This is a genomic window from Paenibacillus sp. N22P23, from assembly GCF_059383735.1.
On the sequence record NZ_JBXENT010000003.1, the window covers coordinates 145,679 to 161,493 of the forward strand.

Consider the following 15,815-nt stretch of genomic DNA (forward strand, 5'->3'; position numbering starts at 1 on the left):
CCAATCAACGTCCTGCGAGGCCTCTATTCGTTTCCGATTCGCATGAATATGTTTATCCATTTACTAGAAAAACACGATTGACATGTTACAAACAGTATCATAGAATAGGTATTGTTACATATTGTATCAAAAACTATCTGTGATGGAGGTTATCTCATGTTTAGTTCGACAAAACGTATCAAGAAGCTATCTTTCCTGTTTCTCGCTTTCTGCATGGTTTTCCTGCTGGCGATGCCGCTTCAAGCATCGGCGAAGCCGCGCGACGAACCGAAGAAGCCCGGGAAACTAACCCTGTCTCACCTGATTTACAAAGTGAATGAGAATGAGGGTTCGATTACCATTACCGTGAATCGAATTGGCGGTAAAGACGGGCAAGTATCGGTCAAGTACTGCAACTGCAGCTTGACGGCCAAAGCCGGCGAAGATTTCAACCATGTTTCAGGCGTTCTCGTATTTGGCGACGGCGAAACGTCAAAAACGTTTACGGTGCCAATCGTAGACGATTCCAAGAAGGAATTTTTGGAAGCGTTTAACGTCTACCTGAAAGACCCGACCGGCGGCGCAACGGTAGGTCCAATCTTCCTCTCTTTCGTTAACATCGTCGATAACGATAGCAAGTAATTCGTTTTAACAGGGCGGCTCCGCACGGCAGCTTAACGAACTGAGCCGCCTGATTCACTACTACCCGGATGGAGAGGGAAATCGCATATGCTTAGAAGAAGTATCGTTCTCCTGTTTTCGTTGTTCATAGCGCTATCTGCCGGAACGGCCGCCCATGCACAAGCGAAAAGCAAGCCAGCCCCAAACCCTATTATCCTAACTCTCGATGAACAGCTACAGCCCGGTCAGTTTACAGTAACCTTCTCAAGACCGATCAGTTTGAAGCATCTTGAAGCTAACTTTGCCATCCCGAATAAGAAAATCAAATGGTATACCGAGCAATACGGCGGGTACAACAAGTCCTATTACGGTGTTATCGACAATGCCGCCAAAGGGCTCGCCTATCCCGTTAAACTTGGCAAAGGGCTCGATCTTGCCAAAACCGCTGATCTCAGCCTTATGTGGCGCAAAGATTATATCGATGGCGAACTGGGCTTTTTCCTGGAAATCGGTACTTTCGAATTGACGACTACCACAAAAACCAGCGTTGAACAGCTCAAAAAATACATAAAAGCAAACGATGCGCCGGTAAACGTAGAGCCTGATTCGGAGAATGACGGATTCCACTGGATTATCACGATCCCGCATGCGCAGCCTTCCGTGAATTACGTCATTACATTTGCTAAACCGATCATTCTTTCCAATACCGTCTATAACTGGAGCCCGATACCGGTCCAGATTAAAGGCGCCAAGCTGGATCTGCCAGCCGGCACCATTCAGCTTACGCTTCATATGGATGCGGATCGTGAGCTGTCGCTTCGCGACTTCATCCTTACAGCAACACGCAATAATAAACTTATTGCACTCCAAAATGTAACCTACAGTAAAGAGGGAGTCCTCTCCTTCTCACCTATTACCGATCTCACGGCAGAAGAGAAGTTGTCGATCCAAATTGAAGGCAATCCTTCAAGCAGCGTGCAAGGAACCATTCAAGTAACGAACTAGTGATGCTTGACAAATGGAGGGATTAAGTTGGTGTTACAGCTCGGTAATACCATTGCAGAGTTACGGGAATCCAGAGCAATGAAGCAAGAAGACTTAGCTAGAACGCTGGGGATTTCCAGATCTACGCTCTCGCATTACGAGAAGAACAGAAGGAAACCCCCACTCGACATTATCGTTCTATTGGCTGCAACCTTCAACATCCCGCTAGAGCAAATTATCAACGCTCCCAAACAGGAGATGTAGAGGGTCTGCGTTCCGCACTATCGTTGCTTCTTACTCAGCTCGTACAGCGCAGTGGAGGCTGCCCCGCAGCCCCAGTCAAATATGGTAAATTCACCGACCGCAAGACCGTCGGAATGATTGACATTCTCCATATGAAAACCATAATCGCTTTCCTTCATATGGGGATGGACCTGCTCGTACCTTGCCTTCACATCCACGTTCTCCGGGCAGTACATCATATAGAACGATGCCTTCATCGCCCAATAGGCGCGGTATCGATAGGCTTCATTGCCTGTCGTTTCGTAGTAGCCCATGTAGATGCCGGCAAATAAGCTTTGTCTGGCGTCGTTCCATTCCGAGTCGCAGTTCATAACACCGAAGCCGCCAAGCGTAGGAACAGTGTGAAATGGCGGCTGCCAAATTTGTTGGTACAGCGACGCTTCAGCCAGTACGATCTGCCCTTGCTCCAGATAATGCGCGCTGCCCGTCAGCAGATACAGATCGCGCATCGCTTCGGCAGTCCAGTACATCCCGAAATTACACTGGCTGTATAAGCCGCTCCTTGCATCGCGAACGCCAGGCTGCTTCTGCTCCCACATACCGGCGCAAGACCAGTAGGTCTCGAAATCCTCCCAGCGTCCTTCCGCTATCACATGCTTCTCAAGGAAAGCCGCTGCACGTTCAGCCGCTTCAAGATACTCAGGCTCAGGCCGCAACCGGTACAAGCTGCACAGCAGCATAATATGTGCTGCCGTTTCCGAGCTGACCGTAAGATGCTCGGAGACTTCCAAGGTCTGCGGATGAACCCATGCCGGAAAGCTGCCGTCTTCTTCTTGCAGCTCAAGCAGTGTCTTCACATAACGGTCCGCATAGTCCATGATGCGCTCATCCTTGTGGATATCCCCGTACCACTTCAGCAGCCAGATGCTTGTCCAGGAGCAATCAAGCAAATGCGCATACTCATTCTGCCCCTTGGGAACGCGGGAATGGGACATGATCCAGCGTCCATCCTCCCACCGATTATCCGGGCCTGCCATATAACAAGCCGGGAACAGTCCGTTTGTCTGCGGCGCGGCAAGCGCAAAGGCCAGCGATTTCTCCGCCTTCTGCATCCAGTCCTGTTTGCCCCATGCCTTCCCCCACATCCAATAACCATACGCACTGCGAAGACTGCAGAACCAGGCTTGATTCCAGATGCTTTTCTTCTCGCGCCAAACATCCTCCTGTCCATAACCCGGCTGCTGCCGAGTCGTGACAATGAAGACAACGCCGCCGACTTCCTGCCCATCCAGCTCAAATTGCTGCCAGCTGACTGATTCCCACCGTTCGAACGCCCATTCGTAGGCGTACTTGGCGTAGCGCTCCAGCTCCTTGATCCCGCTGTCTGGCTCAACAACAGACATAGCAGAGGAAGCAAACCGTTCCCACAGGAAATGCTCGACCGGTCTATAATCACGCGACACATCTGCTGCCGATTTCGTCCACTCCACCAGAAAGAAGCTAAGTACAATCGGCGCCTGTACAGCACGCGGCTTCGGCTCCAGTTGATAGTAAGTATGGCCGGTATCGCGATAATCCGAGACCCCGTAATAGAGTGCATGTGCGGACAGATCGTAATCCATGATGTGAGGGATAACCCGGTTCGTTGCCGACAAATGTGTGAGATCAGGAATCAGCGCGCACATCTTCGACTCGTTCTCCAGAATAATAGCCGGTGAGCGAAACACGATATCGCCAATCGTCATCCCCTCAAGCGGGGTAAGATGTGTCTTCCAGCTAAGTTCAAGCTCCGCATCGACTGGCATAACGAGTTGAAATCCACTAATCAAGCCATCACTTCCAGGGGTTACCTGTACTTCTATGCGACTGCAGCTGTATGCAATGGACTCACTTTCATCAGATGTAATCGTAACGTGAACCCCTCCGCCATCCGCGGCGGAACCCTTCCATTCCGTTAAGACAGAATCAGTCTGATCAAGTCCATAGGTGTGCCATTCGTCATGCTCGAACCACCGGAAACCAAGCTGATTGCCAAGCCATGAACTAACCTTCATCTGAGGATCCTCCCTGCATGCTGATTCGATTGGAGTTACACGTCGCTGCGTTTTGGGCCGTCTGTTTCACCCATAAGCAAATCCTTAATCCGATCTTCCCTGCTTGGAAAGCTGGCAAACGGCTGCGAAGGCAGTGACTGATACCAGTAAGCAACCGCACAATAATCATCACTCAGCTCAAAATAACAGTCCTCCGCATCAGGCTCGCTTCCTGCCGCCCGGTACCTCGTAAAGTCATCTCCTAAATAAGCCTGTGCTTTCGCGCCTGAGCCATAGCCGATTTGCTGTACCGTAACCTTCAAGCTCTCTTGGAAATAGATTGGATCGCGGACATGGAAACGATAGATGGAATACAGGCCGTTGTCATGATCAACCAAAGGTGCCCCTTGATACGGTGTCAGCACCTCATCGAGTCCCCAAGCGGAGCCCATATAGTCCTCGGCACCTGTTCCGCAGATGGTCGGATAATCCGAATCGCCATCGATATAGAACTTCACTTCTCCCTCGCCCCACCAACAATCTCGGTAGATGCTGCGTACGCCAAGCGTCGTTCCGAGGTAAACGCCCCGCCCTTTAATGTTATCCGCGATGACGAAATCCTCATGCATCGGGCATGGATTACTTCGTTTGAATTGTGCATGAAAATAACCGGTCGACTCGTCCAGCTCATCGCCGCGCGTCACATCGAATTGATAAAACAAATGAGATACATCAGAGCTGGAGTCATTCTCGATGGTTACGATCGCCTTCTCCTTGAAGGGCATCGGAATCCAGCAGTTCAGCCCTTTCCCGCTCTGCATCGTGACGCAGTCGGATAACATCACTTTTTGCCGACCGTGCGCCACGCCGAAGAAGTCACCGATTGGCGCTTCTACGCTCGGGTGTGTCTGACCATCCCAATACATCCGAATAATGACGTTACGCATATGATCGATGTTGCCTGGCGGAAGCGTGATCCATATATGCCGAATCATCCCCGGTCCGACGCAATTGACCAGCTCGATTGTCTGACCTTTCCGGAAACCCTCGATACACGGCGAACCCTTCCGGCCATTCTGCGATTGCCCGCCAGCGCCGATTGCTCCTGTTTTATTTTCCGACGTAAATGCACGGCTCTCTATGTTCTTCAACTCATACAACATGCTGCAACTACCTCCTTCTCATTAGGGATATCATTGTTCCTCTACCTATTAATGCCACTACCTCTACCCCATTGTCTAGTAAAATAAAAAAGACCCCGAACCGGTTCAGCGAACACGCTTCGAAGCCTCTCCTTCCTTGCCAACTACTACTCTTTCACCGAACCCAGCATAATACCGCTAATGAAGTACTTCTGCATGAACGGATACACAACCAGGATTGGAATCATCGTGACGACCAGCTTCGCAGCGGTCAAGCTTCGGTTGGATACGGAAGCCATGCTCTTGATCTGCTCTACATCGCGAACTGTCGTATCGAACTTGACGACAAGCTGCTGGATATAGGTTTGAAGAGGGAAATCGTCCGTTGTCATGGAGTAAATCAAGCCATCATAGTATGCGTTCCAGTTGCCAACTACGACGAAGAGTGCAATGGTCGCCATAATCGGCATGGACAGTGGAATGTAGATTTGCAGCAATCTGCGCCACGGCCCTGCGCCGTCAATACTCGCGGATTCTTCAAGCTCAGCTGGGATATTCCTGAAATAGTTAAGCATGAGGATAATATTGAATTGACCGACGGCACCCGGAATGACAAGCGCCCAGATTGTACCAAGCATGTGCATGTCCTTCACAGTGAAGAACATAGGTACCACACTCGGTCCAAACAGCATCGTAGCGATAATAATCCACATGTATACGCCTCTGGAACGAAATACCCTCTTACTTCTCGACAGCGGGTAAGCAGCCAGAACAACCAGCACCATATTAATGATTAAAGCGAGAATAACCCGTTTGACCGATACGCCTGCCGCAGTCAGGATGGCGTGATCCTGGAAAATAGTCGTGTATGTTTTCCAGCTCAGGCCGAGCGGATAAATCGTTACAAGACCTGCCGTCGCTTTGGCGCTGTCGCTGAGTGAAATGGCCAGTATGTTGAGCAGCGGAACAAGTGTAATGACGGCCAACAAGGTCAGAATACCGTATATGATCGTGTTGGTGATAATATCGCTTTTCGTTAACCTAATTCCCATCTGTTTCACCCCAATCGTCTAGAACACCTTATATTCGCCATATTTTTCTGCCAGCCATTGCGAGATTAGAATAAATATAAAGGCAACTGCCGATCGGAACAGCCCTACTGCAGTAGCAAATTCATATTGATTGCTCTGGAAACCCATTCGATAAATATACGTGTCATAAATATCCGCCACTTGATAGACAAGCGGATTATACAAGTTGAAGATTTGGTCAAAGCCTCCGCTAAGGATACCTTGCAGACTTAGTATCAAAATCAGCACGACCGTACCTTTGATACTCGGCAGCGTAATATTGACCAATTTCGCCCATCTTGAAGCGCCATCTACATCAGCAGCCTCATATAAGTTCGGATTAATGGCTGTGAGCGCCGCCAAGAAGACGATGGCATTAAATCCGAAACCCTTCCACACATCCGTTAAATAAATGATGATCATAAACCAAGTGTTGTTATTGAAGAACATGGTCGGCTCGCCGCCGGTAATTTTGTGAGCCAAGCCGTTAATTAAACCATCAATGGAGAAGAAGTCTTTGAAAATCCCAGCCATAATAACCCACGATAGGAAGAACGGCAGATAGACGATCGTCTGTACGGATCTCTTGAACCATTTTTTCTTAATTTCGTGCAGCAGCAAAGCGAAAGCAAGCGCGCAAGAAATATTGAGGATGATTTTGACAATAGAGATCGTAATGGTGTTAATCGTAATTTGTTTAAACTCCGGTATTTGAAACAGCATTTTGAAATGGTCCAGCCCCGCCCAAGGGGATCCCCATATGCCAGCAATCGGATCGAAATATTTGAAAGCCATTATTGATCCAAGCGTTGGATAAATGCTGAAAATAGCCAATAGGACAATACTCGGAAACAACATGAAGTGATAGTGGATGGCTTCCTTGCTACGCACTCTGTTCGTCTTCAACATCATTCCACCTCAATTCGGATGAAACAAGTGCTGAGGCTGGGGGCAGCTCAGCACTTGTTAAAGAGTCAAAATCTGAATTATTTACCTACGATATCATTCACTTCAGCCGTGATATCTTTACCACCCATGTCGTTCCATAACTTAACGAAGCTATCGAACTCATCAATCGACTTCTTGCCTGTAATGATTTCAAGGAAGGTCTTCTTCTCCAGGTCATCCATGGAAGCTTTCTTCTTCTGCATCAAATCAGTCGAACCGATAAATGCCGGAAGTGTTTGTTGAACCGGATTTTTAACCAGACCTGCTGCGCCGACCGCGAATTGGTTAGCAAGGCTCCATAGCCCCATATCTGCAAACTTGTCTGTTGCTTTCTCGTAGTTCTGAATCGCTGTTGCTTGTGCTTTCGATTCTGGATCTGCTTTATCCATAGGCGTTGTACCGTTCAGAACATCTTGAATGGCTTTGTAACGTACTGTGATTTCATGCGGATCCTTCGCACTTACGCCAACTGGCAGCAAAGGCATTTTCGCATTCAAATATTTAGCGCCTTCGTCAATTGTAAGCTTGTTGTACCAATCCAGATGTTTCGTGTTCGCTTCTTGTGCATAGTTCAGCATCTTCATAATGGCTTCCGGATGGCTGAAGCCTTTCTTCACAACAACAAACGATCTAACTGCGCCGTAGCCTTTAGCATGTGCAACGCCGTCTACACCTTTCAGTACAGTCGCTTGCCAGTTTGCATTTTTATCGTTCTTGATGGAGTCTGGAAGCGGATACCAAGTGGACCACCAAGCGCCTTCAAAGATACCTGCTTTGCCTTTTGCGATCTGCTCAACCGACTTGTTGCTGTCATTCATGATGAAATCAGGCGCGATCATGCCCTCTTTGTACCATTTCGCCAATCGTTCCAGCGCGCCTTTCATTTCCGGCTGAACGGAACCATAACCTACGCTGCCGTCTGCTGTTTTCACCCATTGACCCGGATAGGAGTTGTACGCTCCGAATACGAAGTCAAAGGAGTTTGTGTCGGCGCCATAAATATTTTGTTGAGCAGGAAGCACGCCTGCACCGAATTTGTCTTTGAACGCTTTAAGCGCTGTCTCTACATCATCAAGTGTTTGCGGTTCAGGAAGACCTACTTGATCCAGCCAATCCTTACGTGTCCAAATGACCGGGATTGCAGTTTCAACGTCTGCGATGGATGGAATCGCATAGAGTTTGCCATCGGAGGATACCGATTCAAGTGCATCCGGTCCGCCTAGTGCGATGCTTTCTTTCAGGAATGGCGAAGCATAATCTTCATAGACCTTAGACAGATCCTCGATCATATCTGCTTTAATCAGCTTCTTCAAGATGCTCAGACCATTCGGATCCACGCTGATAGAAAGTACGTCCGGAATGTTATTAGCTGCAATCAGCAAGCTGACCTTCTGCTCGAAAGCAAAGTTCTGGTCACTTGTCGACCAAGCCATCTTCGGCTTCACATTCAAATTCTGTTCAAACCATTTCTGTACATCGTTATTCTCAAAGCTCTCTCCGGCAGGTGGTTTTGATTCTGCTGAAATCGAGATCCCTGTAGTGAATTCAACCAACTCGTCCATCTTGGCAAACGGATCAGGCTTCTCAGCAGGCGCAGTGTTTTCTGCTGCCGCGTTATTTGTGCCGGTTTCATTCGTTGCTGCCGCATTGTTTGTTGCTGCAGTGGTACCATTCTCGCTCGTGTTATTCGAATTACCGCATGCTGCGCTTGTCAACATTAATGCCGCGATCAGTGAAATCGATGCTGCTGCCTTTACTTTTTTGTTCACTTGAATCCCCCTTGACCTCTGTGAATTTGTTGTATTGCTTATCTCTATACTAAGCCTGAATTGCAGAAGGACGAGATAGACAATCATCATCAGCAACTGGGAATCCGGTTATCAAATGTACGCGTTTCCAATACAAATTTCATACTAGTTCAGCAAAATTTTCCCTTGTCGTTGAAAGCGCTTAAATGAATCGTTCAATGATTACCGATTCCGCTCCCGAAACTCGGTAGGCGTCATGCCGCAATGCTCGCGAAACAGCTTGCTGAAATACTTCTCATCTTGGAATCCCAGCTGGTCGGCAATCAAGTATACCGGTTTGCTCGTTTTGCGCAGCAGCGCTTCGGCGGATTGGATTTTCATATTCTTCAAGTATTCACTGAACGGCGTCCCCACGATATCCTTGAAGCACAAGCTGAAATAACCTCTGCTCATATTGACGGCCTTGGCGACCTCTTCCTGGTTGATGCCATGGAATAAATGCTCGTTCATGAATTTGACGGCGTTGTTGATACAGGAGACGACTTCCTCCGAATATCGTTTCCCTTGCTCATTCTTGAAGATCGGCGCATATTCGCTCCCGCTCCGCTCTTTGTTCTCGCGCCGGATGCGGCTCTCAATTCGCTCGAGCACATCGTCGAGCTTCTCCTTCTCCAGCTGTGTTTTCACAATATAGTCAATAGCGCCAAGGCGCATCGTCTCTTGAATGAACTCAAAGTCCTGATGGCAGGTCAGCACAACCACCTTCAGGTCTGGAAAACTGTTTCGCACTTCCTTCATGAGCTCGAACCCCGACATGCCCGGCATCGTCAGATCCATGAACATGACATCTACGCCATTGCCTTTCAGAAATTCAATCGCCTTATCTCCACTGCTCACATCACCGACGATCGTAAAACTGAATCTCTCCCACGGCAGTACGGATATAAGCCCTTTTCTCACATAGATTTCATCGTCTACAATTAAGGTTCTGATCATTGCAGTTCCTCCTTATGCGCTCTTCGAATGATGGGTAGGCGGAGCTTGAATACGGTTCCTTTGCCCTTCTCGCCTTTAATTTCCATTTCAGCCTCGTGACCGTAGTTCACTTCAAGCATGTATTTGACGTAGCTGAGTCCGATCCCCATTCCGACTTTCTTGTGTTCCTCGGATTGCGGCTCCAGCATTCGCTCAATGTCTGCATCGGTCATGCCTTCTCCACTGTCTTCCACTCTAATGATCAATTGATTGTCCTGTTCATACGCCGCGATCTGAATCGACCCGCTCTCATCCTTGAGCCCATGATAGATGGCATTCTCAACGATCGGCTGCATAATAAACCGCGGGATACTCACGTCCCCAAGCGCAGGATCAACCACGATCTGCACGTCAAAATGATAGGCATAGCGGATTCGCTGCAAATCCACATAATTCTGAAGCGCCTCCACTTCCTCGTTCAACGAGACGATGCCGCCTTCCTTACCCAGATTGTAATGAAGCACTCTTGTGAAGAGGGCAACCAAACGATCGATCTCATCCTGCCCGTTCATTCTTGCCAGCCACTGGACGGTATTCAGTGTATTATGCAGGAAATGGGGATTAATCTGATGCATGATTTTCTCCACTTCGATGACTCGTTTCTTGCGCTCCTTCTCCTCCAGTTCCTTGAATAAATCCGAAATTTTGATTTTCATATCGTTAAACTGAACTAGCAAGCTATCGAACTCTAGTATGCCGGTCATTTTCACCTTGGAATTGAATTTATTATGCGCAAGCAAAATAATCTCTCTATTAATCGTCCGCAGCGGCCGCGAGACAATTCTCCATATGGAGAGCCCCAGAAATAAACTGATGATGATCGAAAGTGCGGCGAACAGCGCGAATTTCCCAATCCATTTCTTAACATCCGCGCTATAGGCTTTCGTCTTCACGGCAGAGAGAATATACCATCCCTGCTCGCCCTTCTGTGAGAAGACATAATAGCCTTTCTTGATCGTATCTGATTTGCTCGTACTACTGAGCTTCTTCACATCGACTCGCTCACCAATCGCGAAATCCTCCGGAAGCTGGCTGTACATCACCTGGCCTTGATCGTTCAGCAGAATCGACGATACATCGAGCTTATACTGCTGCGATTTCAAGAGATCTTCAAACAGCTTAATGCCGGTCTCGACATAAACGTATAAATCGGCTCCCTCAATGAGGTTCACCTTGCGGGCGATAGAGAATACCTGCATATCCTTCGTCGTTTTCACGGTCATATGAGGTCCATAGAAAGTTGCGTTAATGCCATCCGCAAGCTTGGGCAGCAGCTCTAGGCTAAAACCGTCTGTCACGCTCTGATTCTCGAACATGACCTGATTCTTATTGGCATAATAGAAGAAAATAAGCCCAAGATCCGGTTTCGCGGCATTAATGAGCGAGATACTCTCAATGACCGCTTTCTTCTTCTCGTATTTGGTCAATATATCCTTGGTTTCAATAAAGGTTTCAATATCATCGGCTACGCGTCCGTTATACATCGCAAGCTGGAGCGCCGAGTCTTCTAAATTCGAGAATACATGATCCACGCTAATTTGGAATTGCTTCATATTGCTATGAATCCCATCATCGATATTCGTATTTAATAGTGAAATCATGGATACATACGAAATATATCCGATTAATGCTAGTGGAATGATAGAACTCAGGATTAAGAAGAAGGTAGCTCTGTTCTTCAAAGAGTACGATGATTTCGGCAACAATTGAGGTTCCCCCGCTCCTGATGTGTGGTTTCCAGTGATTGTTATTATTGTAAGTAATTCCGAAGGGAACCGTCAATCCGCCATATTACATCATAATCTTTCATTATTTTACATCATTCCACAGTTCCCTCCTATGAAGCAAGGCTGGCCTCGGTCCATTCGGACCAAGGGCCAGCCTTTGATGGATGCTGCTGTAATGCGATTACGACGGGAATACCAATGCGGTATGGTTGTTGCGGAACGCATTCGTCGCAGGCGTTAGCGTGCTGAAGTTGCCGGCCGAATCAACCCCATTCGAGGTCCAAGCCTGTGCTCCTTGCCAGCCGTTCAAGTAGCCGTTCTCGTAATCCTGCGTCAGCGTATGCCCGGATGTTCCTACGCCCGGCGTTTCGCCGAGCATCGCCGGCTTGCTGGTTTCGAGGCCGTAGGATGCAGGCGACATGTAGAACGGATTGCCCCAGTACTGCCCCATCCAGTCGTAGTAGTGCACCGAGTAGAAGTCGACTTTTGCCTTCGTGTTGTTCACTTGGGCTTGCAGTGCCGCATTGCTGATCTTATTGCCTTGTGCGCCGGACACGGTATCGCTGTTATACTTGATCATTGCCATGCCGACCGTCACAAGAATTTGGCTGTTGTTGTGAATCGCGACCGCAGCTTTGGCAAAGTAACGCTGAAGCACATTCCAAGGCAGCTGCCCTGCCGCCGCATCCTCATAGATCCAGTCCGGCTCGTTGGCCAGATCGATGGACCAGAGGTACGGATTGTTCTTGTAGCGGTTCACGAACGGAATAATGTAGTTATTCACGAAGGTATCCGTTTTGCTGCTGCTGTTAATCATGTTCCGCCATTTCGTGTATCCCGAGTGCGTGTTCTTGAAATGGTCAAACGAGATGAGCGTTGCCATAATATAAATGCCATTCTGCTGTGCTAGCTGGAACAGCGTATCCAGGTTGTTCCAATGGGCTGTCGTTGCGCCGGATACCGTGCCGTCAGCTGCGATGTTGATGCCGACTTCGCCGTCGCACGTAATCCAAACCCGCGTTGCATTGACGCCATTGTCATGCAGCGCTTTGAAATGATTGCCCCACCAGGTGGCGTTAAAGCTGCCGCCAAAATCATTCCAGGCATTCCATGGCGTATTCGCGGCATTCATCCAAATCCGCTTTCCGCCAGCCATAAACTGCGTTCCGGATACCGTAATACGGTCCCCGAACGCCGCGTTTGCCTTCTTCGGTACGAGCGTCAGCAAGGTTGCGAGCATACACATCACCATAAGCAAGGATAAAGTCCGACGAGTCGATAACGTCATTCCAATCACTCCCACGTTCATCAGAATAGGGTAGTCATCTCTTGCGTTAGCTAAGCTGCTAGTATGGCCATGCTGGCAGTTACATCAGACATTCCCCCTCTCATGAAAGGCCTCCGTCTTCAAACCGGCTCTATGCTGACTGCTCGATACCTCCCGGAAAATCAAACTTTTGATAACCTCGGATTAACCGCGGACAACGATTATCGTGTAGGTTTGCTGCGTTGTACCATCCGGTGCTGTTACTTTTACTAACACCGTGTTGTTGCCTTTCACCAAGCTGCTGCCGCCGGTAATCACTGCTGTGGCCGTAGGGAATGTCGGTAACGCGGTTACTTTAACCGACTTCGTACTCTTAGACACGTTTACCTTGTAAGTAAGTTTGTCAGGTAAGAAGCCCTGAATCGGTTTCCCGTCTATTAATAGTAAGCTTAGATTTGCATTGCTTGATTTCGCGCGCGTAACCGTAATCGTGTAGGTTTGCTTCGTGCCGTCTTCGGCCGTTACATGAACCATAACTCGGTTCGTGCCAATGACCAGCGTGAGCGGCTTGTCGATTACAATCTTCGCCTTCGAATCGGACGCATTAGCCGTTGCATACACCACAAGCGTGTCAAACGGTACCGTAATCGAATATGTCAGCTGCCCAGGCGTGAAGCCTGCAATCGTTTGTCCGTTTAAGCGAAGGTCGCTTAGCTTCGCATTGCTGGACTTCGGACGATTCACGGTCAGCGTGTACACCTTCGTGCTGCCGTTCTCTGCCGTTACCGTCACGGTTACCGCGTTGTCGCCGATCGCGAGCGCAGATCCGCCGCTAACCGCCACGGTTGCATATCCATCTGCCGCGGTAGCCGTCACCGCGACGGAAGTCGTTTCGTTCGGCACCTGTAAAGAGTAAGCTTGCGTATCCGCCGAGAAGCCTGCTACCGTGATACCATCGACCTTCAGGTCGCTAAGGTTAGCATTCTTGGAAATACCAGACGGGAATACCAATTCAGGATGCTGGTTGTAGAAGCTGCTTGCAGCCGGGCCGACTCTCGTAATATCACCAAGTCCATCTACGCCATTGGAGGTCCATGGCATCATACCCTGCCAGCCATTGGCATATGCACTGGCATAATCCTGTGTCAGTGTATGGCCAGTCGTACCTAGTGCAGCTGTTTCACCAATTACAGCCGGACGATCCGCTGACAGTCCGAATTGCTCCGGCGTCATGTACATCGGATTGCCCCAATATTGACCCATCCAGTCATAATAATGCGGTGACCAGAAATCAAGCTTTGCCTGCGGATTGCCGCCGACTTTAGCCATCAACACGTCATCGCCAACTTTATTGCCTTGGCAGCCTTCCGTACAGGTGTCGCTGTTATATTTGATCATCGCGACGCCTACTGTTGTAAGCACGCTGCTGTTGGCATGCACGCCAACGCTCATTTTCGCGAAGAGGGACTGCAGATTCTCCCAAGGAAGCTTGCTTTCCTCGAACACCCAGTCCGGCTCGTTCATAAAGTCAATCGACCACAGATAAGGGTTGTCTTTGTAACGATTCGTAAATGGAATGACGTAGTTATTGACGTAAGAGTCGATGTTAGCTTCGCTCATCAACATCTTTCTCCAGCTGTCATAGCTTGGATGGGAATTCTTCATATGGTCAAAAGAAAGCAGCGTTGCCATAATGTAGATGCCATGCTTCTGAGCCAGGTAGAACAAGCTGTCCAGATCGTTCCAATGGGCCGCTGTTGCACCAGACACATGCCCCTCCGCATCGATGTTGATGCCGACATCTCCGTTGGAAGTAATCCAAACGCGGGAGGAGTTGATACCATTCGCATGCAGCAGCGCATAGTGAGTATCCCAGAAGTCATAATCGAAATCGCCGCCGAAATCATTCCAGTTGTCCCACGGCGTATTGGCACCATTGAACCAAATTTCCTCGTTATGGCCGCCATAGAATTTCGAACCTTGGATTGAAATCGGATTGCCTTGACTTGAAGGAAGATCGCGAATGAGCTTAATCGTATAAGTCTGCTTGGTCAGATCCTTCGCCGTTACCTCTACAGTGACTGCATTTTCGCCAACAGCAAGATTGCTGCCTCCTGTAATATTCACGGTTGCATCCGCAGCAGTAGCAGCAGCTGTTACCGCAGCCGAAGTTGTACCGTTCGGAACATGAGCAATGTAGGAGAGATCTTTGCTTGTGAAGCCTGCTACTGTCGTGCCATTGACACGAAGATCACTTAAGCCTGCAGGGTTCGGAACTTCAACAGGCGTGCCGCCGAGAATGCCGATGCTGTCGATATAGACGCTGCCTGCAAAGTCGCCACTTGATTGCACTTGAACTCCGAATTCATTGAAAGGCGCCAAGGCATCTGCGGGAATGGTCAGTGTCAGCGTATTCCATGCATCCTTCGTCAAATTGTTGTACGGCACGAAGTTGCCTGTCCATGACCAGTTGCTGTCCATCATATAAGGCTGGACGCCTGCGATGGCTGCACCGCTCGGTACCCAAACATGGAATTCATAGGTGCTTCCTGCTTTAAGTCCGGCAGGTGAGCTCAGTTTTGCGAATGGTCCTTTGGAGCCTGTCACATTAAGTGTCATCTTCATCGATTGATTGCCTTGATAGGCCTTCTCCGTGCTGACAGCGAGCGTCGCACCTGATGTTCCTGTGAATCCTTGTGTATTCGTCTCGAAATTGAATTGAGCTGTATCTGCTACAGCATCAGCGCTTACCGGTACGACTATTAAGGCTGCCAGCATAGACAAGATGAGGAATAAGGCTATCTGTTTACGAAGCTTAATCATTCTTCATTCACCCCAACTAATGTAGTTTTAGTAGACTCCTTCAGGCTTAGCATCCACATTCCCGCTAGAATTCCCCCTCCCAACAACGTGAAGCGCTTACATTTTGGCTGAAAAATAAGGAGTCGATCGATTATCGCCCTGCAACTTTAAGTTTACAAAAAATACTTTTTGTAACATTCATGTTTACAAAATCAT

At 48.7% G+C, this 15,815-nt stretch carries 12 protein-coding genes; 3 read left to right on the forward strand and 9 right to left on the reverse strand.

The genetic code is table 11. From position 1 onward, the window contains the following. Positions 1–156 precede the first annotated feature (156 nt). From AC506A_RS16090 to AC506A_RS16100, 3 genes are all read left to right on the forward strand, one after another. Entirely contained in the window at positions 157–621 is a 465-nt protein-coding gene (locus AC506A_RS16090) for a Calx-beta domain-containing protein (protein WP_495462030.1), read from the forward strand. Positions 622–708: 87 nt separating this feature from the next. Further along, positions 709–1,605 carry a hypothetical protein gene (locus AC506A_RS16095; RefSeq protein ID WP_495462031.1) on the forward strand — a complete coding sequence of 299 codons (897 nt, stop codon included), beginning with the start codon at positions 709–711 and terminating at the stop codon, positions 1,603–1,605. A 30-nt stretch (positions 1,606–1,635) separates the two neighbouring features. Further along, the gene (locus AC506A_RS16100; protein ID WP_495462032.1) at positions 1,636–1,848 is read left to right on the forward strand and encodes a helix-turn-helix transcriptional regulator; all 213 of its coding nucleotides are present in this window, start codon (positions 1,636–1,638) and stop codon (positions 1,846–1,848) included. Positions 1,849–1,865: 17 nt separating this feature from the next. Here AC506A_RS16100 and AC506A_RS16105 read toward each other — a convergent pair whose 3' ends face one another. The 9 genes from AC506A_RS16105 to AC506A_RS16145 all read right to left on the reverse strand — a co-directional run bounded on the left by AC506A_RS16105 (position 1,866) and on the right by AC506A_RS16145 (position 15,620). Beyond that, positions 1,866–3,881 carry a hypothetical protein gene (locus AC506A_RS16105; RefSeq protein ID WP_495462033.1) on the reverse strand — a complete coding sequence of 672 codons (2,016 nt, stop codon included), beginning with the start codon at positions 3,879–3,881 and terminating at the stop codon, positions 1,866–1,868. A 35-nt stretch (positions 3,882–3,916) separates the two neighbouring features. Then, entirely contained in the window at positions 3,917–5,023 is a 1,107-nt protein-coding gene (locus AC506A_RS16110; RefSeq protein WP_495462034.1) for a glycoside hydrolase family 172 protein, read from the reverse strand. Positions 5,024–5,169: 146 nt separating this feature from the next. Further along, entirely contained in the window at positions 5,170–6,054 is an 885-nt protein-coding gene (locus tag AC506A_RS16115; RefSeq protein ID WP_495462035.1) for a carbohydrate ABC transporter permease, read from the reverse strand. 18 nt (positions 6,055–6,072) lie between these two features. Next, complete coding sequence (locus tag AC506A_RS16120) at positions 6,073–6,978, reverse strand: ABC transporter permease (protein ID WP_495462036.1); 906 nt, start codon at positions 6,976–6,978, stop codon at positions 6,073–6,075. A gap of 80 nt (positions 6,979–7,058) precedes the next feature. Next, positions 7,059–8,789, reverse strand: coding sequence for a type 2 periplasmic-binding domain-containing protein (locus AC506A_RS16125; RefSeq protein WP_495462037.1), 1,731 nt, complete (start codon positions 8,787–8,789; stop codon positions 7,059–7,061). A gap of 201 nt (positions 8,790–8,990) precedes the next feature. Further along, on the reverse strand, positions 8,991–9,764 hold the full coding sequence (locus AC506A_RS16130) for a response regulator transcription factor (RefSeq protein WP_495462038.1): 774 nt from the start codon (positions 9,762–9,764) through the stop codon (positions 8,991–8,993). After that, complete coding sequence (locus AC506A_RS16135; RefSeq protein ID WP_495462039.1) at positions 9,761–11,509, reverse strand: sensor histidine kinase; 1,749 nt, start codon at positions 11,507–11,509, stop codon at positions 9,761–9,763. The genes AC506A_RS16130 and AC506A_RS16135 overlap by 4 nt, the downstream gene beginning before the upstream one ends. Before the next feature lie 202 nt (positions 11,510–11,711). Then, positions 11,712–12,818 (reverse strand): glycoside hydrolase family protein, encoded by a 1,107-nt coding sequence (locus tag AC506A_RS16140; RefSeq protein WP_495462040.1) that lies wholly within the window; start codon positions 12,816–12,818, stop codon positions 11,712–11,714. 183 nt (positions 12,819–13,001) lie between these two features. After that, positions 13,002–15,620, reverse strand: coding sequence for a cadherin-like beta sandwich domain-containing protein (locus AC506A_RS16145; RefSeq protein WP_495462041.1), 2,619 nt, complete (start codon positions 15,618–15,620; stop codon positions 13,002–13,004). Between the last annotated feature and the right edge of the window lie 195 nt (positions 15,621–15,815).